Origin of the sequence: Pseudomonas sp. Sample_11 (assembly GCF_004307505.1) — a bacterium.
Lineage (GTDB): Bacteria > Pseudomonadota > Gammaproteobacteria > Pseudomonadales > Pseudomonadaceae > Aquipseudomonas > Aquipseudomonas atacamensis.
This window is the reverse complement of the sequence record NZ_RCOD01000056.1, coordinates 1-24,597: the sequence shown is the minus strand read 5'-3', so window position 1 is coordinate 24,597 and position 24,597 is coordinate 1. Positions and strand designations below refer to the sequence as shown.

The window sequence follows — 24,597 nt, the reverse complement described above, 5'->3', positions numbered from 1 at the left end:
GGAAGCTTGATACTGGAGGACCGATGGGGTGATAGGCATGAGTGATTTCCAGTGAGGCGCTGCTCACCGTGACCGGCGGTGGCAATTTTGTTTGGGTTGGGGTATTTGTGTACGGCCCGGCATGGGGCCGGACGTCAGGGGACACTATGAAAATCTTCTTAAGTCATACTTCGAAAGACAAACCTATTGTTCGCCACGTTGGCCAGTACTTAGAGCGCAAGGGCTATACGGTTTGGCTGGATGAGTGGGAAATGACGCCAGGCGACTCGCTCGTAAAAAAGATATCTGAAGGGGTAGAAAGTTCAGATAAGCTTGTTGTGTTTCTGTCGCCTGAATCTATTAAATCGCCTTGGGTTGAAAGGGAGCTTAATGGCGGCCTTATCATGGAGGTGGCAGAGGAAAAAGGGCTGGGGAGTAAGTTTGTAATACCTGTTTTATTAGAAGCTTGTAAAGTACCTTTTTTTCTTCGAGATAAACTATATTCAAACTTTACAAATAAAGGCTTTGACGATGCGTGCGAAGAACTAATGTCAGGTCTGGAAAACAAATCTAAAGAGCGTCTCATGGAACCATATTCCAATGCTGTCGTGACGGCATATACGCTCGGTCAGCGCGGCGACGGATTGTTTGTAACTATTTTGGAGTTCACGAGCAATTTATCTCCCATAACCGGTGCATCAATTCAAGTTGAGACCGATGGGTATCGCGAAGTGTTTGAAAGGATCGGCGCATCTGGAGACCTTAAGGTTCCAGATATATGTAGTCTGGCCTTAATGAGCCCTAGTTGCAGTTCTGACGGGAAAATATTTAGGCGGTCGTTTACTGGGCCTGATTTGAAAAAAGGGATTAGCTACTTTCTTACACTTGCTGCAGATGCACCGGTGAATCTTATTTCGATTGCTTTTGCTGATGGGTACGGCAACGCAATCTAAATGTTTTTTTCTGGCATGCCCATAATTGAACCTCCCGCAGGGCAACTACTCCTTAGTCGGCTTCGGCGGGCGCTTGAGTTCTGCGGGCCATATGCACCGTTGTAGATCAGTCACGTGCAGCCATCCGTGACCGGTGGTGGCAATTTGGTTTGGGGTATTACGGGTGACCGGCATGGAGCCGGACAAGGAGAATCAAAGTGTCGAATAAATATTGGCAATCAGAGCTTTGGGGTGAGCACCCATCTGATTTGTACTTGATGCGAACCGGCCCGCAGGAAATGTTGATCACTGTCCGAATTCGGGAATTTGGTCCGCACCAACGCAGTATGCTGACGCAGCTTTTCCATCCCGGCGGCGCAAAGCATTCTGAGCATGTGTTTGACTTGTTTGATGAGTCGAACGAAGAAGCTGTGGAGCAGGGGCTTGCTCATGGCGCTTGGCTGGCTCAAGGAGCCAAACCTCGTAGTTGAACCATCAGGCTGGCTCGACGATCTCGTCGTCAGGCTCTGGCGGATCATCGGCGATCGACTTCATGCCAGCCGCCTCAATAAGCTGCGACACCTTTTCAGTCACAACAAAAGGTGTCGTGACACACTTGAGCATCTGGGCTTGGGCATCGAAGTCGGCGGCGATCAGGTTCATCAGCAGCAGTTGGTAAACCTCCTGCTGGTTGTTGATGCCGTGCGCTGCCATGACCCGCTTGAGGTCAGGCTTGAACACGCCGGCTACCTCAACCGTAAACTTCTCGACGCCCAATGCAGCGTCCTTTGCTGCAGCCTTCTCGCGCTTTTTCTTCTGCTTGATGGCTTCCTTCGTTGGCTCCTGTACTTCGGCCATGGCCTACCTCTTCAAGTCCGCTGGCCGGCAAGTCCAGCCAGGTCTGTCGTTTGCGTTGTTGGGTGCGAAAACGTCTCACGCTGCGACCTTCACCTGATGCCAGGCGCCGGCGGCGTAGAACAGTTTCGCGGCTTGGGCTTCGTCCATCGATATCTCGTCCGGAATGGCGATCCAGCCCGATGCGACCAGATGGTTCGGGTTCGCGCTGTTGCGCAGTTCCAGGTAGTAATGCTCGATCGCATCAGTCAGGCGCTCGACCTTGTAGATGCCCTCGGGAGAGATCTCCACCGACTTGATGTACTCGGCGCCGAGTTCGTCTCGGCACATGACGGCGATGTAGATCGTCCAGCGGTAGGAGAAATCAAAGATTGCGTTGGCGATCGCCAGACTGCGGATCTGCCGGCAGCTCTTCCAGTTCGCCATGATCTGGCTGCCGCTGGGGTCGATGTTCACCACCGCGACGTGGTTGGTGCGCAGCAGCGCCCGGCAGCTGCGTTCAGCCCGGGCGAAACCGTTGTTAGGTTTGCGTTTCGACTTCATAGCGAGTCCGCCATTTTGCGCAGCGCCTTGCGTTCGGCGGCCGATATCGGCTTCGGTCGCCGCTTGAGGACCGTTTCAGGGTCTATTCTCTTCGAGCGTGGCGGTGGCAGCGGATTGCGCGGCGGGCTTTTCAGTTGGTCAATCCGCCCGCCTGCAGCCAGGTATTGCGCGATTCGCTCAGCGATCGACTCGGCGTCAGGTCGGTGCTGCTCGACGAGGTTGAGGTGATTGCTGATCATGCTCAGGCTCCTAATCGATGGGCTTGCGCCCGCGCTCTGTCCGCTACTTCGTCAACCATCCGGCCAAGCTCCAAATTGAACTGGACCAGCTCTTGATGAAGCATCGCGATGTACTCGTCATCGCGCTTGATGGTCTCGATGTACAGGCGGCAGTCTTCATCTTGGCGCGGATCGAACGACAGGAAATCCCACCATTCCCGGCCCGTGACGAACATGCAGCCCTGAACCTGCGGCTTGTGTTCGTCGGGCATTCCTTCGAGCCAGGTGCGGACGTGGACGGCTTCATTGAATGGACACTTCGACTCAATGCCGCCGTCCTCGCCAATCAAGCCGTCCGGCGAGCAGCCCAGCCAGTCGTATTTTGGGTGAACCACAAAGCCCGACTTGATGACGGTGTTCCCGGTCAGAATTTCGTAAAAGTCGTGGCTCGACTGCTCGACCTCCGTACCCCACGCCATCGACTTGCTGCTGACCGAATGTTTCGATCTGTTCGCCAGACGTTCGAAAGCCAGTTCGCGCATGTAAGTGGTGCGCGCCGCGAGCGGCTTGCGCTTCCCGTGCTTGTCGCGATCACCCCAAGCAATTACATCCTTGAACCTGCTTGCCGTTAGGCGTCCGCTGCGGTCCTGATGCCACTGCTCGGTGCGTTGAAGGTCTACTGAGGCGTTCATTGCTCGCCGCCTTGCACATCGTCGTTCGCATTGCCGTTTGAGCTTTCGTTGAGGGTTGTGAACTCTGCCTCAATTGTCTGTGCAATCGACTTCAGCTCACCGTGACGTGTCACGCCAATTGCGCCACGCTGCTGCGGTTTCAGTGCCTTCCAGGCTTTTTCGTAGCCATCAATTCCTTGTTCTTGAGCGATCTTTTTGAGCTGCTCGAACAGGTCCGCAGTTGCGTCGGTGGCGTCGCCCTGAGGAACCGAAGCAGCGCCCACATCTGCTGGCTTTTCGTTGGTAGATCGTGGGGTAACATCCGTTTCCGGAAGCGCGTAGCCGTCGTCCAGCTCGTCACGGGTGTACACGCCCAGAATCACGTCGGGGCAATACAGACGTGCCCATTTTTTCAGGGCCAGGTATGCGATCTGCTGCTTCGGATCGTCCGCCCAGAGCGTGGAGTTTCGGGTTCGAGCCTGAGTCATCAAGGTGGTCAGTTCGCGTGGAGCGTCTTCGCCAACGAACGTAGCCCAGACGCGGACGCCGAGGCCTTTCTCGTCGTTTATGTTCCAGTTTGGGACGCGGTATTTCTTCGGCTGTCCGTGATCATCCATTTGCTTTTTGCTTTCGATTTCACGGAAGTTGCCAATGATCTTGTCCCAGTCGCCAAACCACTCGTAATGGATTCGATCAAGGGTCGGCGCTCGCGTAGTGATAACCGCATTGACCAGCTGCGCTTCATAGCTCAACTGACCACCGTTCACGATGAACGTCTTCTGCGCAACCTGGAATGGGTTCATGCCCCATTGCATAGACTGCATGATCACTGCCATGCAGTCGGCAGTGTTGCCGTGGAAATGCTTCGGCAGGGTGGTTTTGCCGCCTGCCATGATGCCTGCGAGTTCAGTTATCGACTGCATGCTGTCGCGATTGAGGATCAGGCCCGTCGGGCTTGTGTCCATTGGTACGGTAGCAATCTGGGTTTGAGCGTTCATTCCTAACTCCATAGCCGACGACTTTGGCCGGCCTCCGGGGTGATTTCAGGGTTTGTTAGAACGACAGGGCGCGCAGCCAGGCCGATGCCTCGTCATTGGTGACGCAGAAGGCCATGGCCACGACCTCGACCACTTCGCCGGCGCTCGGCATGTTCGAGTCAGCAACTTCGTCAGCCACTGGAACCGGATCCACTCCCGCTGCAGTTGAAGATGTGTCGGTAACGGCGGGTGTCGTGATGACGTCTGCAACCGCAGCGGGTGCTGCAGCCAGTGCGCGAAGGCGAGCCAACTCTTCTTGGTCACGCTGATACTGCGCATCGCGTTCGCGCTGCTGGCGCTGCTGCTCTTCTTGCTGCTCACGTTGCTGGCGTTGTTGCGCTTCCATGTCGCGGCGCTGCTGGTCGAGTTCATCCTGCTGCTTCTTCAAACGCAGGCGATCTTCCTCGGCGCGCTGCCTGCGCAACTCCTCTGCTTCAGCATCGGCGATGCGTTGCTTTTCACGCAGTTCGTCCAGCTCTTTCTGTTGGGCCAGTAGCTTGGCTGCCGCCTCTTCTCGGTCAACAGCAGCCCTTTGCAGTACTTCAAGCTGTTCAATAGCGTTGTCGCGAGCAATCGTGCCTTCTGCTTCGAACTCGGCATATTCCTCTGGCAGGATTACCGACTCTTTGACGTTCTGAAGCACACTTGCAACATCGGCAGCGCTACGGCTTGCGTATGCGGCAGCGACGGAGCTGAAACGATTGATTTTTGCCCGAATGGCGTCGACACGCTCAGCCTCGACACGCTCGCGTTCGGCCTTGGCATCAGCGACGCGCTTTTCTTCGGCCTTGATTGCCTCGTCTACAGGCGCTTCGATCGCCAGTACGCGATCCTTCAGCGCCTCCCCGAATTCCTTCACCTGGTTGACGCGAGCCTGGGCGTCTTTTACCGCCTGTTGATAGGGAATCAGCGCCGTCTTCGTGGTATTAGCCAAGGCGTAGCGGACATCGCGAATATCCACGCGAACTTCCTTCGCATTCGCCAAGCCTTCACTTGTAGAGCAGTCGACAACGAGGTTCGCGTAGGTCGTTTCCAAGCGGACGATTTGTTCTTCATGCGGCCGATATTCGGCGATATCGGTGACAGCTACTTTTGGCGTTACAGCGGTCATTTCGATGGACTCTTGCAAAGGGGCTTGTTGGGCTTTTGCGGACATGACGGTTCCTTGCCGCGCCGAGCGCAGCTTGTAGTGGTGTTATTTATTGAGTGATGCGATCGGCGAGGGCGCTGAGGAGCATCAGGAAGGTGTAAATCGAGAGGACTCGAAACGAGCCGCGCCGAATCAGGATGCGGCGTGCACGCTGAAGGCTGGTCATCGGAAGACCTGGTAGGTGGTGGAACGCGGCACCTGGCACACGCCGGACGAATATTGAGCCGCACTGTATGCAGCCATAACCACCAGCAGGCCAGCGGCAAGGCACCAGAACATGACTTTCATGGCCGAGCCCTCACGGCGATGCGTCCACCTTTCATGGTCACCGACAGGCGCTGCGGGAGGCTGTCGACCAGATCCTCACGCTTGCGGCCGATCACTTCGTTGAAGGGCAGGCCGAAGCCGAGAATCGCAATGCGACGCTCGATATCCTCGAGCTGTTCATCGACCAGCGTTTTTACCGGTGCGGTTGTCATGCTGCAGCTCCTTGCGAGACGGAGGCGTTGTAGGAGGCGTAAATCTGGTCGATGCGTGCGCGGTAGTGACGGTGCTCGTTGTCATCAATGGCACGAAGCATGAAGGCCAGGGTGATGCAGGATGTCGCTGCGGCGCTGGCGTTGGGCTTGCCGAGGTCGCGGATCATGTTGCTGATCTCGCCCTCGATCCAGGTCACCGCCGTTTGATGGTCACGCTGCTGGATGTTCATTTGAGCCCCCAGAATTCGCCGTAGGCGACCACCGCTGCCGCGACTCGCTTGGCCAGCGCCTTGCGGTCGACCAGGTCTTGAGCTGCCATCAGCGCCTGGCGCTGTGTGAGTTCTTGCGCTGCGGCTTCGTAGTCGTGGAAGTCTTCAACCTGCGGCGCTTTGGGGCGGCCCCATTCATCAAAGCGCCGATTCCACTCTCGGGCCTGCGCACTGTCTGCATAGCTGGTTGCCATGGTCGCCTCCGTGGTGGCGGGTATTGATCCAACAAAACTCGGATGCACTCAGCCGCTCCGCTGGTTGCCGTTGGGCGCAGAGGGAAGTGCATTCGGGATTGGTCGGGGGAGGAAGGCCCGGTCTCGCTGCTGGCGACAGACCGGGTTTGCAGCGTCAAGTTGTCTTCGTGCGCTGGGGTGGCCTACCGCATTCGGCCGATGCGCGGTGACATCGACGGCCTACTGTCCGCTGCCTGTTCATGGAGTCTCGAGCGAATACTGCAGGCTTTCTTCGCTACCCAAGTTGAAGCGTTCGTCTATTTCATGATGGTCATCCTCCAATGCGCGCCGTTGGCATCTTGGCGGGCGCTCGCCGGTCTCTGGTGTTGCTGCATGCAGGTGGGCGGTTATATGCCGCAGCTTCGTCCGCATCGGGGTGTGAACTGACCTGACCACATATTCCAGTTTCTTGGTTTATGGCGGGTCATTTCAGATCACACCCCGATGCGCTCTCATAGAGAGGATCGGGCAGTTAACGACAGGCTGTCGTGGAGCTGGTTGTTCAATACGGCTTTTCAACCTTGCCCTGGTCTTGCAGGCTTTTGATTTTGAAAAGGTCGTTCAGCATGTGGTCCATTTGATTGGCAAGCTGGTTGCGCAAGCCGTCTTTCAGGGCGCCGGTTACGTTCGCCACGCTTTGCTGCATTTGCTTGCTGAAGTCTTCGGCGCAGATCTTGGTCATGAGCCACTGAGCACGGGTGACAGAGTTGTAATCGCTAGATGCTGGCTCGCCATCCCCGGGGTTTACCTTGCCGTTCCAGTAGGCGGTTACCGTTTTCTCCAGTTCCTTGCGCAGCGTGGTGGATGGCCCCTCCTGATCGCCCCACTGATTCACCCGGCGATATTCACGCTCGAACGAGCCATTGATGGTTTCGTCGATCGCCATCTGGATCTGCGAGGTAACGCGCTCATCGAAGATTTTGTCGATGCGCTTTTTCACCTCTTTCGCCACCATCTCCGAGAGGTCTTCATCCTCTCGCAGCAACTGATCGGCGACGTTCGACACGATGGATTTCTTCAGTTCAGCTTCGTTGATGTTGAGCATTTTGTGACTCCCGTTGATTTCCAATGCCGCCTCATCGAAGCGGCATCAGTAAATCTGTGGTCTTTCTCCGCACCCGCTTACCAGGTCATTCACTCAGTTCGGTCAACACCTCGTCCGCCGTCGCAGTGGGCTGCGCGTGGGCAGGCTGATACGATCCGTGAAAACCTTGGAGCTTTCACATGGATGCAAAAAGCCTCGAACTGCTGCGACAACTGAAGACCTCGCTCACTGCGGAGCGGAGAGATCGAGAGTGGCCTGAGACGACCTGCAGGTTCTGCAAATCGCATTTCCGGTACCACCACAGCTGGAAGCCGGTGCCGATCATGTGCAAGGGCTGCCGTATTGAGCGGAAGACCCCTTACAAGCCCGGAGAAGGCGACACTCTCTATCTCGAAACTCAGGTCTTCCACGGCGGGGCGCCCGGAGGCGGCCGCCGAAAGTGACCTACTCGGCCGCGCCCGCTACTGGCGTCGGCTCGACCGATAATCTCGTTGTTCCTCCAGCCGCGGGCCTTTCGGCTTGTTCTCCCGCTGGATAACTATTCTTGGCGTTTTACGCTGCACGCCCGGGTCAGTTGCCAACCCTCTGAACCGTTAAGGCCGGTTCATCGCTGCCTTCGAATCTGGGCCGGTGGTGATCCGGCAAGGGGTGTCGCTAAAGAGCGGCGGGTCTGTTGAGGCCCTTCGCAGTGGCTGTGTGTCGCTGCGATGGGTGTAAATTAACCGGCGGTTTCTTTGTGGTCAATACCGGCGGTTAATTTATTTTTCGTAAGATATGGTTATCCTTTGGCTCTACTGTACGGATATACAGCTATAAGGTGCGATGTAGATGGCGATGGCAAAACAACAAAATCAACCTGGGAGAACTGCTATGTCAGGTCTGGAGCGGCTATCGCTCAGGGTGTCGTCAATGATTAATCATCCGGTCGCGCAGATTCAGCGATGGGTGACGATTCATCGCCTGGACACCGATGGAGAGCGAGAATGGAAAGAGGTGATAGGCTTGTTGTCCGAAACCGATGGTATCGACATGGCCTGGAATGTGGACGGGTCTGTGACGCTACGCTGGGAGCCAATGGCGGAAGAGGATCGACTGATGGAAACTATTGAGCAACTCGAGGTGGAAGCACCCTTTTGAGTATTCACAAGAAAGCCCGCTGTTACGGCGGGCGTCATAGTAGGGAAAGGAGTTAGTCAGCGATTAGAGGATACCTGCCGCTCATAGAGTCCCTGTAGACGATCTCACTGAACAGACGTGGCCCGTCGCGCATAATGATCAAGGCTTGCTTGGCCTCTTCCTTCGTCTCGTATGGGCCTGCGCCCACTGCCAAGCCGATCATAGGAACAACCGGTAAGTCTGCAGCCGTCATCGCTTCAATGGTGCGATCTCGCTCTGCCTCGTCGCGGCAGGCGGTCGACGCGACCCAGCCTTGTTTCAGGCGGGGCTGCTTTATCGGCTCAACATCCGCACCGCAATGCTTGCACTTGATGGCGGCATTTTTGATTGTCTCGGCACAGTAAGGGCAGGCGCGCTCACCTGATAGGGCCTTACCTGGGGCGATCTTTTCTTCTGTCTTCACCGTATTAGCTGAAGAGGCCCAAACCAAGGCGATGACCCAGCCTAGAAATGTCCATCCCAAGAACAGGTTCACCAGAAAGATCGAGGTACCGTTGACGTGTTTCCGGTTGGAGGCAACAAAGGTAGGCAGGAAATAGACGACGAAGCCGACTATGAGAAATAAAAAGCCAGCCATTGGGCTTCCGCTATCCATATCAAAATCCTTATCCGTTGACGTGGCCCGCACTTTACCATTCGTGGCTCCGCGCCACCATCTGCCCCGCTGCCAGCCACCGGTGCTGAATCGCTGGTGCCTTATAGCCTCTGCTGTTCACACACCGATGAGGCGACACACAATGGGTGATCATCGGAGAGGCCAGGTGTTGGCCGCTTGGCGCAAGCTGCTCGAAAGCCCGGAGATTCGAATGGATGTCGAGGAGCAATATAAGGAGCTGCTGAAGATGGCTGACGACTTCAAGGTGAAGGGAATCATAGACAGGAATAACTGACAGGAGCTGGTAGGGGATGCGGGCGCCTTCTATGCACATGCGACCGAGGGTATAAGAGAGGGGATGTAGCGGAAGGCTGGAAACAAGCAGCCCAGCTCTTGGCCGGGCTCAAATGCAGGAAGAAAAGTATCACTTGGCCGCTGGTTGAGTCGCCGGATCTTTGGCTTTGCCGTGTTCCTGCCCAGCCTGGAAAACCGAAACAGTTGTAGATACGGCGGATAAAACGTTGGCTTGATTGGCAAAGTATGCACCCACTACAATCGCTCCGACCGCCAATACTTGCGCAACTACGCTCGCCCAGAAATGGGTTTTCAGTGTCGCTGCTTCCTTCGCAGAAGCATCTGCGCTAATCGCTGCTTGGGCCGACTGCTCTGCCAACATTCTGAATTTCTGATTCCATTCATCAGACAGCGTTATAGACGACGCCAAGCGCTCATTGAAGCGCTGATCCCGTTCTGCCTGCACAGCGAGAAAAGCTTCGATTTTCGAAGATACGGATTCGGCCCGAGCGTCCATTTTTGTTTCGATGGTTTCGAGCTTCGCATTGAATTCTTCGCGGGTGATATCAGTCATCTCTTGAGTATTGCTCTCTTTTTTTACGCTGTCATCACGAAAATCAACATCGGCAGGAACCCTTGCCTTGTGGTATTGGGTTTTTTCGTCGACAAGGTACAAGCCGCCTCCACCATTCTGCCTCTTAGACATCTTCGCCGTCCTCGTGGTCGGCGTCTGGCGTATCTTTGAGATCGAGCTCAAGATTTGCGGGGTTTTCTCGCACCCAATCATTCACGACCTTTGATACGTGCTGCCTTAAAAAACCGCAATTCGCACAGTAGTACATTAATACTGACGCATAGAAGGTCTTTTCAACGTTTCTTGCTGGGATTCCAAACCGATAGGTGGGCCCTTCATCAGGGCACATGATCAGCCATTCATCAGCTTTGCACACCATGCACGGATCGTGATCGGGGGCTTTATCTGCCAGGAACCGTATGAAGTCATCTGGGTCGATAGCATGCATTGCCCGGCGCTGCTCTAACTTTTTTGTGCTCTCTGACATTTGTCCCTTTTGCTCCTTTATGCGGGTCAGCTACGTTGCAGCTCTAGGATTCGGTATTCATACAAGATTTGCATTCCACACTAACAGCACCCGCGCCTGGATGTAGGCGTCTTCGTAGCGTATTGTCCGCGCCGGATGTAGAGCATTATCCGAAATCATGCTGAGCTGATCTTCACCTATCCACTGGAGTCGCTTGATGTACAGGTGGCCGTCCCACGAAAACATGTAGATCCCATCCCCCACGAATTCACGGATGCTAATGTCGACGAGCAGGGGATCGCGATGCTTGATCGTCGGCGCCATTGACTGGCCCCAGCCGGTCACCATTTTCAGATGAAAGTGCTCTTTGAACTCGACACCCATCTCGCGAAGATGTTGAGGACTTACGCGCACATCCTGCAGCATCTCGGGATAGTCATGCGGGATCTGACCGCCGCCCATCGCGGCGCGAACGTCGTAGTGGGCGATCCACACCTCATCCCCCACAACGCCTGGCCGGTAGTAGTCAATCTCGATGGGCCCCCCGGCATCATCTGCTTCAGCGGCTGCCATCAATCTTTGTCTGGCAGTGTCAGTAAGCCCTTTTCCCTGCTTATCAAGCATCGCTCGGACCATATCAGCGGCTGAAAGCGTCGAAGCAGATGGCGCTTCGGTGACACTTGTCAGTCCGCTGATCTCGCGCGCAAGTCGCTTACTGAAGCGCTCGACTGGAACGCCGAGTAGGCGCGATAGAACCGCCGCGAACTTGGCGTTCAGAGGGTTCGTTCCGTTCAGGTACATCGCTACCGCAGCGGCCGATATATCAGCCTCCGCCGCAAGACTCGCCTGGGTCAATCCGAGTGCGTTCTTTTTCGATACGAAAAGCGCCTTGGCGGCGTCGCACTCAGCTTTCAATTCTGGGGACAGCTCTTTCTTTCTGCTCATCCGTGAAATTTAACCGCTGGTTAATTTTATTGCGGCAACCGCCGGTGTTGCTTGAATGCTAACCGGCGGTTAATATTGGGCCTGACAGAGTTTGCTGAGGCAACGACATGAAAAAGACGCCACTGCCAGAACTGGTTGAGCGAATTGGTCAGTCCGCTGTCGCCAAGGGCCTTGGCGTCAGCGCTCCAGCCATTTCAAAAGCCTTGAAGGCGGCCAGGGAAATCCTGGTTATTGAACATGAGGACGGAAAGCTGACAGCGGAGGAGGTTCGTCCATTTCCGTGCCAGCTGCCGGTTCAGAGAACCGCCGCCTGACATCGAAGTCCGCCGTTCCTTGAGCAAATGATCGCGCCGCTGGTGGCGCAGAGCCACGTAACAATTTTCGAGGTGTGACATGCAGGAGTTGATGAGAGCGATCTATGACGTGGTAGACGACCATGGCACCAAAAAGATCGCCGAGGGGGCGGACTTCAAATCCCGGACGTTGCTTTCGCAGAAGGCAAACCCGGACTACGACACCCACCGCATGAACGTGGAAGAGCTGCACCGGATCATGAAGTTCACCCAGGACTTTCGCCCGCTCAAGGCTTGGGCAGAGGCGTTCGGTTTCGACCTGGTCCCGAAGGAGCGGCCGGAAGGGATCAACCTCAACGCCGCTCTGCTCCGACTGCATGCCGATCTTGCGGACGTTACCCGGCTTGCATTCGACGCACAGGCTGATGGTCGAGTCTGCTCGGTCGAGAAAACGAGCCTGCTCAAGGAGGCTGAGGAAGTGATCGTCAGCTTGGAAGTGTTCAAGCAGTCCGTGAAGGCAGCCTGAATTTCAGACACAAAAAAGCCGACGTACGAGGTCGGCTTTTTCAACAGCGGTAAAACAAGTGGAGCTGATTATGCACGCACACCCACAACAGGACAATACCGGACATGTCGCGACACGTTTTGCGGATTCTGAAAACGTGTCGCGTGCCGTTATGTCCTCTCGCGAAATCGCCAACGTCACCGGTAAAAGGCACGACAACGTAAAGCGCGACATCTTGGCAATGCTCAAAGACCTGAAAGTAGATGCACTCAATTTTGAGGACATCTACCTCGACGGACGCAACCGCGAGCAAGTCCAGTACATACTCGATCGTGAGCACACCGATTGCCTGCTCACCGGTTACAGCGCCCCGATGCGGATGAAAGTGATTCGCCGGTGGCGTGAGCTTGAACACCAGCAGGGCGCCCGCGAGCAGGTTCTGCTCAATGGCACCAAGGTCGTTGGCGAGATCGCCATCATGGAGTGCTTTACGCGCCTGCTGAAGCCGGCTCCATCCTGCCAGATGGCCATGCTCGCGAAGATCGCCCAGAACAACGGTCTTGACCCGAAGTTTCTCCCAGGCTACGCCGTCGACGCCGCGCCAGATGCTACCGGCGGATCCTCTATGCCCACCAAGTCAGCCACGGCCTTGCTGAAAGACAACGGCATTCGCGTGTCTCCCGCTGCGTTCAACCGCGCACTGGAAACCAAGGGCTTTCTGAAGCAGCTCCAGCGCAAGAACTCCAAACAGGAAATGGTTCCGTTCTGGTCGGTGACCGAGAAGGGCATGACCTACGGCAAGAACCTGACCAACCCCCAATCCCCACGCGAGACACAGCCTCACTGGTACGTGGGCCGCTTCCTCGAACTGGCCAAATTGGTCGGGAAGGCCTGATATGCAATTCACCGTCACGATCAATCAGGTGAAGGCGTTGGAGTGGGGGCTGAATTCTCAGCAGGCCCTGCTGTTCGCCTTCGTCTACGGCTGCCCGAGCTGGACCAAGCCAATCAAGACTGACGACGGGATCTTCTTCGCGCTGAGCAAGGCCAAGATCATCGAGGAGCTGCCGCTGCTCACTGACAAGCCAGACACTGCTTACCGCATGCTGAAGGCCCTGGAAGAGGCCGGTCTGATTGAGCTTTCCAGCACTTCGAACATCACCCTGTTTCGTCTGACCGAGAAGGCGATCGAGTGGAATCAGAAACTGGATGGGTCGGAAAAATATCCGACCCCACCAAAGAACGAAGGTCGGAAAAAAATCCGATCTACCTCGGAAAAAAATCCGAGCAAGGTCGGAGAAAAATCCGAACAAGGGTCGGAAAAATCTCCGACAAATCAGGATACCAATCATCAGGGTACCAATCAGGATACCAGTCAGGACTTGCAAGGCAGCCCGGACAAGCCGGCCCGCAATCTGGTTCTGGTGGTTGATCGCACCGATGCGCCACGGGTTGAGATTCCCGCTGACATGCCGGGCCCAAAAGACCAGTCCTGCAAAACCTTCAAGGTCTGGGCGAACTACGCCATGGCCTACCGCAAGCGCTACAGCACCTGGCCCGTGTGGAACGCCAAGGTCGGTGGCCAGCTCGGCCAACTGGTCGACCGTCTTGGCGCCGATGTCGCCCACCATGTCGCCGCGCACTACCTGAAAACCAGCGATGCCGGCGTCCTGCGCAAGTGCCACAGCCTCAACGAGCTGCTGGCCAACGCCGAGAGCTACCACACTCAGTGGGTGACGGGTCAGCGCATCAACGGAACAACCGCGCGCCAAATGGAACGCACCGAGGCGAACGTATCCGCTGCCGAGCAAGCCGCGCAAATGGTCTTGGCCAAGCGCCAATCGGGAGAGCGCAATGAATACCTTTGAAATGAACGACAGTCAGGTTGCCGGGCTCGCTGCTGCAATCTGCGCCACCGCCGAGGCCATGGGTCAGGAAATGAATCCAGGCACCGCGGCGATCATGGCTGAAGATCTTTGCGCTTACCCGGTGCCGGTGGTGAAAGCCGCATTGAAGGCTTGCCGCTTTGAGGTGAAGGGCAAGTTGGCAATGGCTGACATTCTCCAGCGCGTGCAGATCGCCGACGGGCGTCCGGGCAAGGACGAAGCATGGGCGATCGCCATGACCACCAACGACGAGTTCGAAACCGTGGTGCTGACCGACGAGATCCAGCTCGCGCTCGCAGCGGCAAAACCTGTCCTCGATGCTGGCGACAAGGTCGGAGCGCGCATGGCGTTCAACAGCGCCTACGAGCGCCTGGTGGGGCAAGCCCGGGAGGGCAGCAAGGAAGTGAACTGGCATGTGTCGGTCGGCTTCGACGCCAACCGCCGCACACAGGCGATCGCCAAAGCCGTGCAGATGCAGCGAATCCCTCAGGAGCGCGCTCAGCAGTACCTGGCCGACTTGAGTGTCGCGCCGGTCACTGAAGACGGTCGGGCCGTCGTCGCGCTGCTCACCGGCGAAGTAGCACGGCCATCACCAAAGCTGCGCGAAAAGCTCGCCGCGGTGAAGGATTCGATGCTCGCCATGCGCCAGGCATCGGCCGAGGAAAAAACAGAACTGCGAATTCTGGCAGCCAATGAGCTGGCGGATCGCCGGGCGCTGCTCATTCAGCAGGCCGAACAATTGGAAGCAAGGAGTGCGGTTCAATGACCATCGACAAACAAAAACTCCAGAAGCTGCTGTGGGCCGAAGCCGCGTCCTACCGTGCCGACTGCGCAGACTGGAAGCGCAACACTGAGGCTCTGCAGGAATTCCTCGGGGAGAAGACTGTGGAGGAGGTGGCGCTGGAGCTGCTGGTCGAGAACGAGCGACTTGCTGCATTCGAAGAGGCATATACAACGGCCTGCAACGTCCGCAATCGACTCATCAAAGAGAACGAGGCGCTGCGCCAGAATGCTGAGCGGTACGAGTGGCTGCGAGACAAGCAGACATTCATCTGGTTGATTCAGGACTGGTTTCCGAGTGATGCAGAGTTCACTGATGTGGACGCCGAGATCGACGCCGCCATGTGCAGCGGGCGACCAGATTCCTGCGGGAGCGAGCAAGGGTCAATTTCGGCTGAAACGCCCGTTCCAGAGCGCTCTGCCTGTAGGAGCGAGAATCCATGATTCCCGAATACACAATCCGCGACCGAAGCGATATCAACCGCCTCGCCGGCGCCTTGCACGCCATCGACCTGAGCAAGCCCAAGGTGGTGGTGATCCGCGACGAGAAACGCCCAGACATCTGCAACCGCAAGATGTGGGCATTGCTCAAGGACGTATCCGAGCAAGTCATCTGGCACGGCAAGAAACTGAGCAGTGAAGACTGGAAGTGCCTTTTCAGTGCCTCGCTGGAGAAGCAGCGCGCAGAGCCAGGCCTCGACGGTGGCTTCGTCGTGATGGCCGTATCGACCCGCAAGCAGTCGCAGAAGTGGTTCAGTGATCTGTTCGAGCTAATGCATGCCTTCGGCGCCGAGCATGACGTGCGCTGGACTGAGCAGGACAAATGGGGAGGGCGGTATTGATGCGAACTGCCCTTAAGGATGTGAAGCAGAAAACCTGCAAGGCCTGCGGCGAGAAGTTCGCGCCGATGTTTAACACCACTCAGGTGGTGTGCAGCCCGAAATGCGCGCTGACTCATGCGCCGGCGAACACCGAGAAAGCCCGCAAGGCCATCGCCCAGCGCGACCGCCGCGAGATCCAGGTGCGCAAGGAAAAGCTGAAGAGCAGGGCGGATCACCTGCGAGAAGCGCAGGCCGCCGTAAACGAGTACGTCCGCCTGCGTGACGCGCACCTGCCATGCATCAGCTGCGATTCGATGCCGAACGACAACGACCTGATGACGGGCAGTCGCTGGGACGCTGGCCACTACCGATCCGTCGGCGCTTGTCCGGAGCTGCGATTCGAGCCGCTAAACATCCACCGCCAGTGCGTGAAGTGCAATCGCAACCTGTCCGGCAACGCGGTCGAGTACCGCATCCGGTTGGTACAGCGCATCGGCGCCGAAAAAGTGATTTGGTTGGAAGGGCCTCATGAGCCCCGCAAGTACACCGTCGAAGAAATCAAAACCATCAAGGCCGAATACCGAGCCAAGGCAAGAGAGCTGAAAAAAGGGGAAGCCGCATGAAGCTGATCAACGCAAGACAGGTGTGGACTGAAGCGCAGCACGAATCGAACGCGTCGATCAGCGCTGCAGCGATTGATAGGGCAGCAACTGCGCCAGTGAAGAGCGTTTCACGGATGCGCCGGCATGAAGCCGTGTTCGCCGCGATCGGTGACGACAAGGAAGAGCGGATCCAGGTCGTGCGCCAGAAGATCAGCATCAGTGAGACACGCCGTACGCCGGTTGGTCGGTCGACTGCTCGCGCCGCGCACCTCGCCACGATCGGCAAGGTGCTGCGCGCGATCGACACACTGCCGTTCCAGGTGCAGCAGTTCGGTCACTACTTGTATCACCCCTGCATGACGATGGTTCATGTGCTCAACGCCGAGAAACTGATCTGGAACGATGTAGATTTTTCCGCCCTGACGGATGCCAAGGCTGCCAAAGCTCACTGCATGATCACCATCGCCCTGCAGTCTTACAAGATTGAGGTCCATGGTGGAGAGCAATGGGGGCCGACGCGGGTAGCCGAAGGAATGCTCAAGCTCTACGGCGTGCGCATCGAGCCGAAGGTTTGGGATCGTGACTGGAGGGATGTGTGGAATTTCCTGCGTGAAGCCATCTCTGAAGTGGATATCCAAGCGCTTCAGCCAGTCTGGCAGGTGATTCAGTCTGAAAATTCAGAAGAAGCGGCATAAAATTGTTGCTATGTTGGGGTTTCTAGTGTACTTTTCCCATAGTGCACAAGTAACGCGAAGCGCACACGAAACCAATGAGTCCGGCCAAGTGCCGGGTTTTATCCTGCTTGAAATATCTCCGGCCCGCCCATATATCAGATTGATATCAATCTGAAGGAGCAGTCATGCCCAAGTTCAAGGTAGGAGATGTTGTAACGCTCAGCAGTGGTGGTCAAAAAATGAGCGTTTCGAGTGTTGCGCCAATAGATTTTGGCATCACCCCGCTCGGCAGAAATCCAAATGGCAAGGTCCGCCATGATCTTGTGATGTGCCGCTGGAAAGATAAAAAAGGTGTCGATCAGAAGCATCGGTACCAAGAGGACGAATTGATTCTTGTGCCAAAGATAGAGAGCGAGACACCTTCGGCATAAGGAGTTCTGATCTCTTTCATATCAGAAAGAACAAATAAGTCTTCACCAGTAAGCCTCGGCATTTGCCGGGGCTTTTTCGTTTTCGGCTCCCCACACCCATCGCCCCGAGCTGGGAGTGCAGCGGACGCCGGATTTATTCATCTCCCCCAGGGGGAGGCAACCCGGATGCCAAACATGCCTGACAAGCCAGACACATGGGCCAAGCTCTGGCTGGCGTTGAGCAATCCGCTAATGGCGGGCGTCATCATGGCCATCACCGTTTGCTTGCTTCGCGTCATCTACGACGGAAAAGAAACCAGCGTGCGCCGGATCATTTTCGAGGCGCTGATTTGCGGATCGCTGAGTCTGGTCGCGTCCAGCGTTATTGAGTGGATGGCCTGGCCTTCAAGCCTATCGATCGCCGCAGGTGGCACGATTGGCTTCCTCGGCGTGACAGCCATTCGCGAGCTGGTGACCCGCTTCCTCGGTCGCAAGGCGGATGCCCCATGAAGGCCTTCGCCGCTGCAATCATCATTGCCTTGGTCGGCCTGCTCCTCATTGGGATCCAGCAGTCGCGCGTCGTCGCCCTTCGCGGGGAGGTGGCATTCGAAGCCAGCGAGAAGAAGAAGGCGGTCGACGCCAACCTCCAAAGCCAGGCCACGATCACCACACTGCGCGCCGAAGCCCAGCGCAACGCCGACTACCAGAAAGACCTGAACAAGCGGTTACAGGCCAGCCAAGCCAAAGCCAGAAAGGCGGAGAAGAACTTTGAAGAACTCAAACGCAACAGCAAGCCTGTTCGTGATTGGGCTGCTCAGCCTCTGCCTGACGGCCTGCGCGGGAAAGCCACCGGTGGTAACAAAGACAGCGGCAGTAAGAGTCGAGCCCCCTGAGCTGGTGCCGTGTGAGCGGGTAGCTGACGAAGACCTCGCCGACAACGGCCAGCTGTGGGAGCTGAAGAATCAAGCCATCAACCTGCTCGACACCTGTGCAGATCAGGTGGACGCGCAGATCAAGCGCAGTCAGAGCAAGTAGGTCGCGACACGTTTCGCGAGACTGCAAATTGTGTCGCGACCTTCAATGTTGTGAAGCTTCATGCAGTGATGCCTGCTCGCTGTTCAGGTGACGCCTATAGTTCGGACTCACCGCCGCCAAAGGTAAGCGTCATGACAAAGCATGAAGACACGTTGTTGAAAGTTCACAGGGTTAGGTCGGCAGATGGCCAAGAGTTCGATATTGAGGAAATTCAGGAATATCTGATTTCTGGGAGTGACAGGCTCCCCGGGTACAAAAGGTTTCAGCAAGCCAATGGTCGAGCTGTAAATCGTCTGGACAACGGCGATTTTGAACTCGTCGCGATCGGAGTCGTTGCTTCTCCCATTTAGTTTTTCTCAACGAACAGTGCCCTGCGAAAGCGGGGCTTTTTGTTTATAGGTATGACATGACAACCAAGCAACCCGACTGGGAGGCGATCGAACGAGCCTACCGGGCTGGATTGCTTTCCCTGCGCGCCATTGCCTCAGAGCATGGAGTAGCGCACAACACGATCATGAAGCGCGCCGAGAAGGAAGGCTGGCAGCGTGACCTGACGAGCAAAGTCAGATCCGCCGTGAAGGACAAGGTGACCAGATCGGTGACCACGGATGGTGACCAGAAGAAACTGGTCACTGATGCCGAGATTATCGAGGAGGCATCCGATCAGGCTGCGGCTGTAGTGCTTGCCCACCGTTCCGGACTGGCCCAGTGGCGAGGCATTGCGAGCAAGCTCAGCACGTTCCTGTCAGGCGTGACAGTCACTGAAGAAAACCACGGCGACTTCGCGCGGTCACTCAACGCTGGCGTCGACGCTCAGCTCAAGGTGATCAAGGGCGAGCGCCAAGCATTCAACCTCGACACGGAAGAGGGCGACAAGACAGTCGACACCCTGGCCGCGATGATGGACGAACTATCGAAGGACGCCTGACATGAAGCCCGAGCACATGAAGCTGCTCCGGGATAAGCGTTGGCGGTTGAACAATCTCTACTTCATCACCGACAAGCAGGGCAAGAAAGTCCGCTTCCGGATGACGGACGAGCAGATTGAATACTTCGATGGGATGCACACCCGCAACATCATCCTGAAGGCTCGGCAGCTCGGCTTCACCACCGAGTGCTGCATCATCCAGCTCGACGCTGCTCTGTTCGAGTCGGCGAAGTGCGCACTGATCGCTCACACCCTGAACGATGCCAAGCGCCTGTTCCGGGAGAAGGTGAAGTACGCCTACGACAACCTGCCGAAAGAGATCCGCGCGGCGAATCCGGCGAGCAACGACGCCGCCGGCGAGTTGGTGTTCAGCAAAGGCGGTTCGCTCTACGTCAGCACCTCGTTCCGTGGCGGCACGCTGCGTTACCTGCACGTCTCCGAGTTCGGGAAGATCTGCGCCAAGTTTCCGCACAAGGCGCGCGAGATTGTCACGGGCGCTTTTGAGGCGGTGGCCACTGACTGCTTTGTCACGATCGAATCTACGGCCGAGGGCCGGGCCGGCTACTTCTTCGACTACTCGCAGAGCGCAGAGAGGCAACTCCTCTCCGGTACACCGCTCGGCAAGCTGGACTGGAAGTTCTTTTTCTTCAGCTGGTGGAAGAACAAGTCCTACTGGCTCGATCCGTTCGAAGCGATCATCCCGCAGCGGCTGACCGACTACTTCAACGAGTTGTTCGCCAAGCACGGCATCGACACGAACCCGGGCCAGCGCGCCTGGTACGCGGCCAAGGAGAAGACCCTCGGCGACGACATGAAGCGGGAATACCCGTCGATCCCGGCCGAAGCCTTCCAGCAATCGATCGAGGGCGCCTACTACGCCCAGCAGTTCACCAAGCTGTATGCCGCTCAGCGCATCGGCACGCTGCCAGACAACAGCCACCTTCCGGTGATGACCTTCTGGGACATCGGCGTCGGCGACTCCACGGCCATCTGGTTCGTCCGTCAGGTCGGCACTGAGTACCACGTCATCGACTTCTACCAGAACAGCGGGGAAGGCCTGCGGCACTACATGAAGGTGCTCAAGGACAAGGGTTACACCTATTCCGAGCACTGGGGGCCGCATGACATCGACAACCGCGAGTTCGGCAGCGATGCCAAAACCCGTCGGGAAATGGCGCGCGAAGGCTACGAGATCGACGGCCAGCAATACCGCATGACATTCCAGGTCGTGCCGAAGATCGGCGTCGACGACGGCATTGATCAGGCACGGGAAATCCTCGGGCTCTGCGCCTTTGACGAGGCGAAGTGCGAAGAGGGCATCACCGCGCTCGAGAACTACCGCAAAGAGTGGGACGACAAGAAGGGCTGCTGGAAAGACAAGCCTCTTCATGACTGGGCGTCTCACCCGTCCGATGCATTCCGGTACTTCGCTGTCGCCAAGAGCGCAAGGAAGCCGGTCAAATCAATCAAAATGGGATTCGCACGCTAATGGCAGACGTCACCTATACCCGCCCGGAATACGACGCGGCACAGTCCCGTTGGCGGCTGGTGCGCGACGTGTGCAAGGGTTCCGAGACAGTGAAGGCTCGCGGCGATGTGTATTTGCCGAAGCCAAACCATCACGACACCAGCCGGGAAAACGTCGAGCGGTACAAGTCCTACAAGCAGCGAGCAGTGTTTTACAACGCTACGGGGCGTACGAAACACAGCTTGGTCGGCGCGGTGTTCCGCACTTGGCCAACCCTCACTGTCCCCGTCGCACTCGATTACGTGTCCACGGATATCGACGGGCAGGGCGTAAGCGTTTACCAACAGTCTCAATCGGTCATTGGGCACCTGCTCGAAGTTGGCCGACACGGTTTGCTGGTGGATTACGCCGCGGTGCAGGCGGGCACGGTGAGCAAAGCGGACGAGCAGGCCGGGCGCGCTCGGGCGAGTGTTGCGAGCTACCCGGCTGAGTCGATCAGGAACTGGAAGACTCGTAAGGTCGGCGGTCAGCATCTGCTGAGCCTGGTTGTGCTGCAAGAATCCGTAGATGTCGACACCGATGACGGCTTCGGCAGCGAAAAGGTGACCCAATACCGAGTGCTGCGCCTGGACGAGACCGGCGTTTACACCCAGGAGGTGTGGGAAGAGGGTTCAAGCCAAACGGCTATGATTACCCCCCCTTTCACTCCGCTGAACGGCGCGGGCCAGCCTTGGCGATTGATCCCCTTTCATTTTCTCGGCAGCGAGAACAACGACACAAGCATCGACGAGGCGCCGCTGTACGACATGGCGGTGCTGAACATCGGTCACTACTGCAACAGCGCGGACTATGAGGATTCGGTATGGTTTTCCGGCCAGCCGCAGTTCTGGATCTCGGGGCTGGACGAAGCATGGCGCGACCATCTTGAAGCCAACGGTATTTACGTCGGCTCCAGGGCACCGCTGACGCTTCCCGCCAATGGATCGTGCGGATTTGCTCAACCCGAGCCGAACACCCTCGTGAAGGAAGCGATGGATGCCAAGAAGCAAGACATGGTGTCGCTCGGCGCCCGATTGATTGAGCGCGGCAGCGCGGTTAAGACAGCAACCCAGGCCGACAACGACAGCGCCGCCGAACACAGCGTCCTGTCGCTGGTGGTCAGCAACGTCAGCGAAGCCTACAGCCAGTGCCTTGAGTGGATGGCTGAGTTCGTGAACGCCTCCGGCGAAGTGGTCTACAAGCTCAATCAGGACTTCAGTCAGATCACTCTGGACGCGACGATCCTGGCGGCACTGTTCAACGCAGTGCAGGGCGGAAAACTGCCGGAAGGCGACTTCTGGCAGTACCTGCGCGATCGAGGCGTGATCAACCCGGAGAAAACGGATGATGAAATCCGGGACGAGCTCGAAGCCCAAAGCACGGGCCCTGACCTGGATGACGACGAGGCAAACGTAAATGGCGGCAAACCAAGCAATCCTTGATGCCACGATCCGGCACGCCGTCTTCCTCGAGCAGTTGAAGTCGGGGGAGGTCGCGAAGTTCGCGCCCTTCCTCAAGGAGATCGACCGTTCGATCCGCGAGCGGCTGACCCGGTCCGATCTGACGGATTACACCGTTGTGCGTTTGGAGCGACTGCTCAGCGAAGTCGATAGTCTGCTGATGGGCATCTTCGACCGGTACAGCGAGAAGCTGAACCTCGACCTGGTGGATATCGCCAACTACGAGGCTGAGTTTGAAGCGACCAGCCTGACCCGAGCGGCGCCGGTAGGCGTGTCGTTCGACGCGGCGGTGCCTGGTGCTGCTGCCATCAGGGCGGCAATCCTCACCGATCCGCTCAGTGTGCGCGGTGCCGACGGCGGGAAGCTGCTCAAGTCGTTCATTGATGGCTTCACCGCCACCGAGCGGCAACGTCTCACGGGCGCGATCCGGCAGGGCTTCTTCGAAGGCCAAACCAACTTCCAGATCATCAAGAACATCCGCGGTACCAAAGCGCTCAAGTACAACGATGGCATCCTGGCCACGACGAATCGCAACGCCGGCGCTATCGTGCGGACGGCGGTGCAGCACGTCGCCACCCAGGCGCGAATGGAAACGCTGAAGGCGAACTCTGATGTCGTGCCGTCGGTGGAGTGGGTCAGCACGCTGGATTCGAAGACGACCAGTCAGTGCCGGACGCTCGATAAGCGTCGGTTCAAGCTAACTGAGGGGCCGAGGCCACCGATCCACATCAACTGCCGTTCGACGGTGGTGGCTGTGACTCGGTTCAGTGCCCTGTTCGCCGAGGGCGCCACGCGTGCGTCCATCGGCGACGACGGCGCTCAGCAGGTGAGGGCAGACCTCAGCTACTACGACTGGCTCAAGCAGCAACCCGCGGCGTTTCAGGACAAGGCTATCGGCCCGGTTCGGGCGAAGCTGTTCCGAGACGGTGGGCTGAGCGTTGAGCGGTTTGCTGAGCTGCAGCTTGACCGTAACTTTACTCCCCTGACCCTTATGCAAATGCGCGCACTAGAGCCGTTAGCGTTTGAACGGGCAGGGGTCCGCTAATGCCTAGTCGACCAATTCAATGGAGTTGACAGCGCGACTGAAGAAATCGTAGCGCTGCTTTACTCGGCGGAAGCGACCGGAGACCACAAGCGCGTCGATGACTTCTGTCGTCGCTTGCATGGTGTTTCGGTAAGGGGAGCTATCCACTAAGAACTCGCGACGAATGATGGGATCCAGAGTCATCGCTTGCTCGGGAGGAAAGCTGTCGAGCGTTTGGGCGCGCTGATTTATCGCGAGATGAGTGATGTCGTTGTTTTTCAGATAGGCAACGAGATCATCGATGCTTAGGAACGTATTAGGGCCGCCATAAGGCAGTTGGACCATTGTTTTGTCCTTGCTGAGAAGTGGGTGTGTCGATGTCTTTGAAGCGGATTGCTCATGCGGCATCAATTCTCGATATATCGATATAGGCATGACTGCATATTCAGCTTCACCAGCTTCGTTATGGATGAACGTTACCGACTTCATATTTAGCACTCCTCGCTCTGTTTTTCTACAATGTAACCTACGTTGTAGATAAATCAAGAACTTTCTTTCGCAGGCAGGGCCTGCATCTACGTCTCTGGGAGACAACCAATGCTGAAATTCCTACTGGATACCCTGGAAGGGGTAGATGAAACCGTGCGCGCTCTTTACACCGAGAAGGACGGCAAGTTCGTACTCGGCATTGAAGGTCTGCCGCAGCAAGAAGATGTATCCGGCCTGAAGGCCAAGGTTGATGAACTGCTCGGCGAGAAAAAGCTGGCCGAGAAGAAGGCGCGTGAAGCTGAAGAAGCCGCTCGCCTGGAGCGCGAAGAAGCCGCTCGCAAGTCCGGCAACGTCGAAGAGCTCGAGCGTTCCTGGTCTGAAAAATACAACCGCCGTGACGCTGAGCTGAACGGCATGCTGGAGCAGGAGCGCCAAACGCTGAGCGGGCAGATCCGGGATCTGACTGTCGGTCGTACCGCTACTGATATCGCGTCTGCCCTGGCTGTTCAAGGCAGCGCAAAAGCCCTGTTGCCGCATATCGAACGCCGTCTGAGCGTCGAGCAGCGCGACGGGAAGCCTGTTGTCGTCGTCCTCGACGCACAGGGCAAGCTCTCGGCGGCAACGCTGGATGAACTGAAAGCAGAAATCGCGAATGACGCGGCGTTCGCACCGTTGATCGCGGGTAGTAAAGCATCGGGCGGCGGGGCCGGCGGTGCAGGTGG

At 57.1% G+C, this 24,597-nt stretch carries 37 protein-coding genes; 22 read left to right on the top strand and 15 right to left on the bottom strand.

Annotation, left to right across the window (positions count from 1 at the left end):
• The first annotated feature begins 41 nt into the window (after nucleotides 1-41).
• Both D8U60_RS16765 and D8U60_RS16760 read left to right on the top strand, forming a co-directional pair.
• A complete protein-coding gene (locus tag D8U60_RS16765; protein WP_130900531.1) occupies nucleotides 42-932 on the top strand; it encodes a toll/interleukin-1 receptor domain-containing protein in 891 nt (296 codons plus the stop codon).
• 197 nt (nucleotides 933-1,129) lie between these two features.
• On the top strand, nucleotides 1,130-1,402 hold the full coding sequence (locus D8U60_RS16760; RefSeq protein ID WP_130900530.1) for a hypothetical protein: 273 nt from the start codon (nucleotides 1,130-1,132) through the stop codon (nucleotides 1,400-1,402).
• Nucleotides 1,403-1,406: 4 nt separating this feature from the next.
• On the opposite strand, the gene D8U60_RS16755 is transcribed toward D8U60_RS16760, so the two are convergent.
• The 10 genes from D8U60_RS16755 to D8U60_RS16710 form a co-directional block, all read right to left on the bottom strand.
• Nucleotides 1,407-1,769 (bottom strand): hypothetical protein, encoded by a 363-nt coding sequence (locus D8U60_RS16755; RefSeq protein ID WP_130900529.1) that lies wholly within the window; start codon nucleotides 1,767-1,769, stop codon nucleotides 1,407-1,409.
• Between the two features lie 75 nt (nucleotides 1,770-1,844).
• Nucleotides 1,845-2,309, bottom strand: a complete 465-nt coding sequence (locus D8U60_RS16750; RefSeq protein ID WP_130900528.1) for a hypothetical protein — start codon at nucleotides 2,307-2,309, stop codon at nucleotides 1,845-1,847.
• The gene (locus tag D8U60_RS16745; RefSeq protein WP_130900527.1) at nucleotides 2,306-2,548 is read right to left on the bottom strand and encodes a hypothetical protein; all 243 of its coding nucleotides are present in this window, start codon (nucleotides 2,546-2,548) and stop codon (nucleotides 2,306-2,308) included. Before D8U60_RS16745 ends, D8U60_RS16750 begins: the two co-directional genes overlap by 4 nt.
• A gap of 2 nt (nucleotides 2,549-2,550) precedes the next feature.
• A complete protein-coding gene (locus D8U60_RS16740; protein ID WP_095118643.1) occupies nucleotides 2,551-3,219 on the bottom strand; it encodes a lambda exonuclease family protein in 669 nt (222 codons plus the stop codon).
• Complete coding sequence (locus D8U60_RS16735; protein ID WP_130900526.1) at nucleotides 3,216-4,196, bottom strand: RecT family recombinase; 981 nt, start codon at nucleotides 4,194-4,196, stop codon at nucleotides 3,216-3,218. Before D8U60_RS16735 ends, D8U60_RS16740 begins: the two co-directional genes overlap by 4 nt.
• 55 nt (nucleotides 4,197-4,251) lie before the next feature.
• On the bottom strand, nucleotides 4,252-5,391 hold the full coding sequence (locus D8U60_RS16730) for a hypothetical protein (protein WP_241663548.1): 1,140 nt from the start codon (nucleotides 5,389-5,391) through the stop codon (nucleotides 4,252-4,254).
• Between the two features lie 278 nt (nucleotides 5,392-5,669).
• Nucleotides 5,670-5,864, bottom strand: a complete 195-nt coding sequence (locus D8U60_RS16725) for a hypothetical protein (RefSeq protein WP_130900525.1) — start codon at nucleotides 5,862-5,864, stop codon at nucleotides 5,670-5,672.
• Nucleotides 5,861-6,094, bottom strand: a complete 234-nt coding sequence (locus D8U60_RS16720; RefSeq protein WP_016773974.1) for a hypothetical protein — start codon at nucleotides 6,092-6,094, stop codon at nucleotides 5,861-5,863. The genes D8U60_RS16725 and D8U60_RS16720 overlap by 4 nt, the downstream gene beginning before the upstream one ends.
• Nucleotides 6,091-6,327, bottom strand: coding sequence for a hypothetical protein (locus D8U60_RS16715; RefSeq protein ID WP_130900524.1), 237 nt, complete (start codon nucleotides 6,325-6,327; stop codon nucleotides 6,091-6,093). Before D8U60_RS16715 ends, D8U60_RS16720 begins: the two co-directional genes overlap by 4 nt.
• A gap of 541 nt (nucleotides 6,328-6,868) precedes the next feature.
• On the bottom strand, nucleotides 6,869-7,411 hold the full coding sequence (locus tag D8U60_RS16710; RefSeq protein ID WP_130900523.1) for a hypothetical protein: 543 nt from the start codon (nucleotides 7,409-7,411) through the stop codon (nucleotides 6,869-6,871).
• Nucleotides 7,412-8,239: 828 nt separating this feature from the next.
• On the opposite strand from D8U60_RS16710, the gene D8U60_RS16705 reads away from it, so the two are divergent.
• On the top strand, nucleotides 8,240-8,548 hold the full coding sequence (locus tag D8U60_RS16705) for a DUF1654 domain-containing protein (RefSeq protein WP_130900522.1): 309 nt from the start codon (nucleotides 8,240-8,242) through the stop codon (nucleotides 8,546-8,548).
• 52 nt (nucleotides 8,549-8,600) lie between these two features.
• On the opposite strand, the gene D8U60_RS27915 is transcribed toward D8U60_RS16705, so the two are convergent.
• The gene (locus D8U60_RS27915; protein WP_241663547.1) at nucleotides 8,601-9,182 is read right to left on the bottom strand and encodes a superinfection immunity protein; all 582 of its coding nucleotides are present in this window, start codon (nucleotides 9,180-9,182) and stop codon (nucleotides 8,601-8,603) included.
• Between the two features lie 142 nt (nucleotides 9,183-9,324).
• On the opposite strand from D8U60_RS27915, the gene D8U60_RS27675 reads away from it, so the two are divergent.
• Nucleotides 9,325-9,477, top strand: coding sequence for a hypothetical protein (locus D8U60_RS27675; RefSeq protein ID WP_177435478.1), 153 nt, complete (start codon nucleotides 9,325-9,327; stop codon nucleotides 9,475-9,477).
• Nucleotides 9,478-9,606: 129 nt separating this feature from the next.
• On the opposite strand, the gene D8U60_RS16690 is transcribed toward D8U60_RS27675, so the two are convergent.
• The 3 genes from D8U60_RS16690 to D8U60_RS16680 are packed head-to-tail and all read right to left on the bottom strand — an operon-like array spanning nucleotide 9,607 to nucleotide 11,461.
• The gene (locus D8U60_RS16690) at nucleotides 9,607-10,182 is read right to left on the bottom strand and encodes a hypothetical protein (RefSeq protein WP_241663546.1); all 576 of its coding nucleotides are present in this window, start codon (nucleotides 10,180-10,182) and stop codon (nucleotides 9,607-9,609) included.
• Nucleotides 10,175-10,537 (bottom strand): hypothetical protein, encoded by a 363-nt coding sequence (locus D8U60_RS16685; protein WP_130900521.1) that lies wholly within the window; start codon nucleotides 10,535-10,537, stop codon nucleotides 10,175-10,177. Before D8U60_RS16685 ends, D8U60_RS16690 begins: the two co-directional genes overlap by 8 nt.
• A 57-nt stretch (nucleotides 10,538-10,594) precedes the next feature.
• A complete protein-coding gene (locus tag D8U60_RS16680; RefSeq protein WP_130900520.1) occupies nucleotides 10,595-11,461 on the bottom strand; it encodes a S24 family peptidase in 867 nt (288 codons plus the stop codon).
• Between the two features lie 107 nt (nucleotides 11,462-11,568).
• Here D8U60_RS16680 and D8U60_RS16675 point away from each other — a divergent pair, with 107 nt between their 5' ends.
• The 17 genes from D8U60_RS16675 (at nucleotide 11,569) to D8U60_RS16595 (ending at nucleotide 23,407) form a co-directional block, all read left to right on the top strand.
• Entirely contained in the window at nucleotides 11,569-11,775 is a 207-nt protein-coding gene (locus tag D8U60_RS16675) for a Cro/CI family transcriptional regulator (protein ID WP_007965032.1), read from the top strand.
• 79 nt (nucleotides 11,776-11,854) lie between these two features.
• Nucleotides 11,855-12,280: a phage regulatory CII family protein gene (locus D8U60_RS16670; protein ID WP_130900519.1), complete on the top strand. Its 426-nt coding sequence runs from the start codon at nucleotides 11,855-11,857 to the stop codon at nucleotides 12,278-12,280.
• Nucleotides 12,281-12,431: 151 nt separating this feature from the next.
• Complete coding sequence (locus D8U60_RS16665; RefSeq protein ID WP_130900538.1) at nucleotides 12,432-13,154, top strand: Rha family transcriptional regulator; 723 nt, start codon at nucleotides 12,432-12,434, stop codon at nucleotides 13,152-13,154.
• A gap of 1 nt (nucleotide 13,155) precedes the next feature.
• Nucleotides 13,156-14,127, top strand: a complete 972-nt coding sequence (locus tag D8U60_RS16660) for a phage replication protein (RefSeq protein WP_130900518.1) — start codon at nucleotides 13,156-13,158, stop codon at nucleotides 14,125-14,127.
• Nucleotides 14,114-14,911 (top strand): hypothetical protein, encoded by a 798-nt coding sequence (locus tag D8U60_RS16655; protein WP_130900517.1) that lies wholly within the window; start codon nucleotides 14,114-14,116, stop codon nucleotides 14,909-14,911. The genes D8U60_RS16660 and D8U60_RS16655 overlap by 14 nt, the downstream gene beginning before the upstream one ends.
• A complete protein-coding gene (locus tag D8U60_RS16650) occupies nucleotides 14,908-15,369 on the top strand; it encodes a hypothetical protein (protein ID WP_130900516.1) in 462 nt (153 codons plus the stop codon). Before D8U60_RS16655 ends, D8U60_RS16650 begins: the two co-directional genes overlap by 4 nt.
• Nucleotides 15,366-15,767: a recombination protein NinB gene (locus tag D8U60_RS16645; protein ID WP_241663545.1), complete on the top strand. Its 402-nt coding sequence runs from the start codon at nucleotides 15,366-15,368 to the stop codon at nucleotides 15,765-15,767. The genes D8U60_RS16650 and D8U60_RS16645 overlap by 4 nt, the downstream gene beginning before the upstream one ends.
• The gene (locus D8U60_RS16640) at nucleotides 15,767-16,369 is read left to right on the top strand and encodes a recombination protein NinG (RefSeq protein ID WP_130900515.1); all 603 of its coding nucleotides are present in this window, start codon (nucleotides 15,767-15,769) and stop codon (nucleotides 16,367-16,369) included. The genes D8U60_RS16645 and D8U60_RS16640 overlap by 1 nt, the downstream gene beginning before the upstream one ends.
• The gene (locus tag D8U60_RS16635) at nucleotides 16,366-17,043 is read left to right on the top strand and encodes a hypothetical protein (RefSeq protein WP_130900514.1); all 678 of its coding nucleotides are present in this window, start codon (nucleotides 16,366-16,368) and stop codon (nucleotides 17,041-17,043) included. Before D8U60_RS16640 ends, D8U60_RS16635 begins: the two co-directional genes overlap by 4 nt.
• Nucleotides 17,044-17,207: 164 nt before the next feature.
• Entirely contained in the window at nucleotides 17,208-17,453 is a 246-nt protein-coding gene (locus D8U60_RS16630; protein WP_130900513.1) for a DUF2158 domain-containing protein, read from the top strand.
• Between the two features lie 165 nt (nucleotides 17,454-17,618).
• Nucleotides 17,619-17,942 (top strand): phage holin, lambda family, encoded by a 324-nt coding sequence (locus D8U60_RS16625; protein ID WP_130900512.1) that lies wholly within the window; start codon nucleotides 17,619-17,621, stop codon nucleotides 17,940-17,942.
• Nucleotides 17,939-18,325, top strand: coding sequence for a hypothetical protein (locus D8U60_RS16620; RefSeq protein ID WP_130900511.1), 387 nt, complete (start codon nucleotides 17,939-17,941; stop codon nucleotides 18,323-18,325). Before D8U60_RS16625 ends, D8U60_RS16620 begins: the two co-directional genes overlap by 4 nt.
• Nucleotides 18,285-18,467: a hypothetical protein gene (locus D8U60_RS16615; protein WP_047297581.1), complete on the top strand. Its 183-nt coding sequence runs from the start codon at nucleotides 18,285-18,287 to the stop codon at nucleotides 18,465-18,467. Before D8U60_RS16620 ends, D8U60_RS16615 begins: the two co-directional genes overlap by 41 nt.
• A 406-nt stretch (nucleotides 18,468-18,873) precedes the next feature.
• On the top strand, nucleotides 18,874-19,395 hold the full coding sequence (locus D8U60_RS16610; protein WP_130900510.1) for a hypothetical protein: 522 nt from the start codon (nucleotides 18,874-18,876) through the stop codon (nucleotides 19,393-19,395).
• A 1-nt stretch (nucleotide 19,396) separates the two neighbouring features.
• Complete coding sequence (locus D8U60_RS16605) at nucleotides 19,397-20,884, top strand: terminase (RefSeq protein WP_130900509.1); 1,488 nt, start codon at nucleotides 19,397-19,399, stop codon at nucleotides 20,882-20,884.
• Nucleotides 20,884-22,344, top strand: coding sequence for a DUF4055 domain-containing protein (locus D8U60_RS16600; protein ID WP_130900508.1), 1,461 nt, complete (start codon nucleotides 20,884-20,886; stop codon nucleotides 22,342-22,344). The genes D8U60_RS16605 and D8U60_RS16600 overlap by 1 nt, the downstream gene beginning before the upstream one ends.
• Nucleotides 22,319-23,407, top strand: coding sequence for a minor capsid protein (locus D8U60_RS16595; RefSeq protein WP_130900507.1), 1,089 nt, complete (start codon nucleotides 22,319-22,321; stop codon nucleotides 23,405-23,407). The genes D8U60_RS16600 and D8U60_RS16595 overlap by 26 nt, the downstream gene beginning before the upstream one ends.
• 3 nt (nucleotides 23,408-23,410) lie before the next feature.
• Here the strand turns inward: D8U60_RS16595 and D8U60_RS16590 are convergent, their stop codons facing one another.
• Nucleotides 23,411-23,875: a hypothetical protein gene (locus tag D8U60_RS16590; RefSeq protein WP_130900506.1), complete on the bottom strand. Its 465-nt coding sequence runs from the start codon at nucleotides 23,873-23,875 to the stop codon at nucleotides 23,411-23,413.
• A 108-nt stretch (nucleotides 23,876-23,983) separates the two neighbouring features.
• Here D8U60_RS16590 and D8U60_RS16585 point away from each other — a divergent pair.
• Nucleotides 23,984-24,597: hypothetical protein (locus D8U60_RS16585; protein ID WP_130900505.1), on the top strand; the 614-nt coding region annotated here is incomplete at its 3' end.

What these genes read in the sequence shown, in the direction of transcription:
- D8U60_RS16755 (WP_130900529.1), bottom strand. Translation starts at nt 1,769, where the DNA reads ATGGCCGAAGTACAGGAGCCAACGAAGGAAGCCATCAAGCAGAAGAAA.
- D8U60_RS16750 (WP_130900528.1), bottom strand. Translation starts at nt 2,309, where the DNA reads ATGAAGTCGAAACGCAAACCTAACAACGGTTTCGCCCGGGCTGAACGC.
- D8U60_RS16745 (WP_130900527.1), bottom strand. Translation starts at nt 2,548, where the DNA reads ATGATCAGCAATCACCTCAACCTCGTCGAGCAGCACCGACCTGACGCC.
- D8U60_RS16740 (WP_095118643.1), bottom strand. Translation starts at nt 3,219, where the DNA reads ATGAACGCCTCAGTAGACCTTCAACGCACCGAGCAGTGGCATCAGGAC.
- D8U60_RS16735 (WP_130900526.1), bottom strand. Translation starts at nt 4,196, where the DNA reads ATGAACGCTCAAACCCAGATTGCTACCGTACCAATGGACACAAGCCCG.
- D8U60_RS16730 (WP_241663548.1), bottom strand. Translation starts at nt 5,391, where the DNA reads ATGTCCGCAAAAGCCCAACAAGCCCCTTTGCAAGAGTCCATCGAAATG.
- D8U60_RS16725 (WP_130900525.1), bottom strand. Translation starts at nt 5,864, where the DNA reads ATGACAACCGCACCGGTAAAAACGCTGGTCGATGAACAGCTCGAGGAT.
- D8U60_RS16720 (WP_016773974.1), bottom strand. Translation starts at nt 6,094, where the DNA reads ATGAACATCCAGCAGCGTGACCATCAAACGGCGGTGACCTGGATCGAG.
- D8U60_RS16715 (WP_130900524.1), bottom strand. Translation starts at nt 6,327, where the DNA reads ATGGCAACCAGCTATGCAGACAGTGCGCAGGCCCGAGAGTGGAATCGG.
- D8U60_RS16710 (WP_130900523.1), bottom strand. Translation starts at nt 7,411, where the DNA reads ATGCTCAACATCAACGAAGCTGAACTGAAGAAATCCATCGTGTCGAAC.
- D8U60_RS16705 (WP_130900522.1), top strand. Translation starts at nt 8,240, where the DNA reads ATGGCGATGGCAAAACAACAAAATCAACCTGGGAGAACTGCTATGTCA.
- D8U60_RS27915 (WP_241663547.1), bottom strand. Translation starts at nt 9,182, where the DNA reads ATGGATAGCGGAAGCCCAATGGCTGGCTTTTTATTTCTCATAGTCGGC.
- D8U60_RS27675 (WP_177435478.1), top strand. Translation starts at nt 9,325, where the DNA reads ATGGGTGATCATCGGAGAGGCCAGGTGTTGGCCGCTTGGCGCAAGCTG.
- D8U60_RS16690 (WP_241663546.1), bottom strand. Translation starts at nt 10,182, where the DNA reads ATGTCTAAGAGGCAGAATGGTGGAGGCGGCTTGTACCTTGTCGACGAA.
- D8U60_RS16685 (WP_130900521.1), bottom strand. Translation starts at nt 10,537, where the DNA reads ATGTCAGAGAGCACAAAAAAGTTAGAGCAGCGCCGGGCAATGCATGCT.
- D8U60_RS16680 (WP_130900520.1), bottom strand. Translation starts at nt 11,461, where the DNA reads ATGAGCAGAAAGAAAGAGCTGTCCCCAGAATTGAAAGCTGAGTGCGAC.
- D8U60_RS16675 (WP_007965032.1), top strand. Translation starts at nt 11,569, where the DNA reads ATGAAAAAGACGCCACTGCCAGAACTGGTTGAGCGAATTGGTCAGTCC.
- D8U60_RS16670 (WP_130900519.1), top strand. Translation starts at nt 11,855, where the DNA reads ATGCAGGAGTTGATGAGAGCGATCTATGACGTGGTAGACGACCATGGC.
- D8U60_RS16665 (WP_130900538.1), top strand. Translation starts at nt 12,432, where the DNA reads ATGTCCTCTCGCGAAATCGCCAACGTCACCGGTAAAAGGCACGACAAC.
- D8U60_RS16660 (WP_130900518.1), top strand. Translation starts at nt 13,156, where the DNA reads ATGCAATTCACCGTCACGATCAATCAGGTGAAGGCGTTGGAGTGGGGG.
- D8U60_RS16655 (WP_130900517.1), top strand. Translation starts at nt 14,114, where the DNA reads ATGAATACCTTTGAAATGAACGACAGTCAGGTTGCCGGGCTCGCTGCT.
- D8U60_RS16650 (WP_130900516.1), top strand. Translation starts at nt 14,908, where the DNA reads ATGACCATCGACAAACAAAAACTCCAGAAGCTGCTGTGGGCCGAAGCC.
- D8U60_RS16645 (WP_241663545.1), top strand. Translation starts at nt 15,366, where the DNA reads ATGATTCCCGAATACACAATCCGCGACCGAAGCGATATCAACCGCCTC.
- D8U60_RS16640 (WP_130900515.1), top strand. Translation starts at nt 15,767, where the DNA reads ATGCGAACTGCCCTTAAGGATGTGAAGCAGAAAACCTGCAAGGCCTGC.
- D8U60_RS16635 (WP_130900514.1), top strand. Translation starts at nt 16,366, where the DNA reads ATGAAGCTGATCAACGCAAGACAGGTGTGGACTGAAGCGCAGCACGAA.
- D8U60_RS16630 (WP_130900513.1), top strand. Translation starts at nt 17,208, where the DNA reads ATGCCCAAGTTCAAGGTAGGAGATGTTGTAACGCTCAGCAGTGGTGGT.
- D8U60_RS16625 (WP_130900512.1), top strand. Translation starts at nt 17,619, where the DNA reads ATGCCAAACATGCCTGACAAGCCAGACACATGGGCCAAGCTCTGGCTG.
- D8U60_RS16620 (WP_130900511.1), top strand. Translation starts at nt 17,939, where the DNA reads ATGAAGGCCTTCGCCGCTGCAATCATCATTGCCTTGGTCGGCCTGCTC.
- D8U60_RS16610 (WP_130900510.1), top strand. Translation starts at nt 18,874, where the DNA reads ATGACAACCAAGCAACCCGACTGGGAGGCGATCGAACGAGCCTACCGG.
- D8U60_RS16605 (WP_130900509.1), top strand. Translation starts at nt 19,397, where the DNA reads ATGAAGCCCGAGCACATGAAGCTGCTCCGGGATAAGCGTTGGCGGTTG.
- D8U60_RS16600 (WP_130900508.1), top strand. Translation starts at nt 20,884, where the DNA reads ATGGCAGACGTCACCTATACCCGCCCGGAATACGACGCGGCACAGTCC.
- D8U60_RS16595 (WP_130900507.1), top strand. Translation starts at nt 22,319, where the DNA reads ATGGCGGCAAACCAAGCAATCCTTGATGCCACGATCCGGCACGCCGTC.
- D8U60_RS16590 (WP_130900506.1), bottom strand. Translation starts at nt 23,875, where the DNA reads ATGAAGTCGGTAACGTTCATCCATAACGAAGCTGGTGAAGCTGAATAT.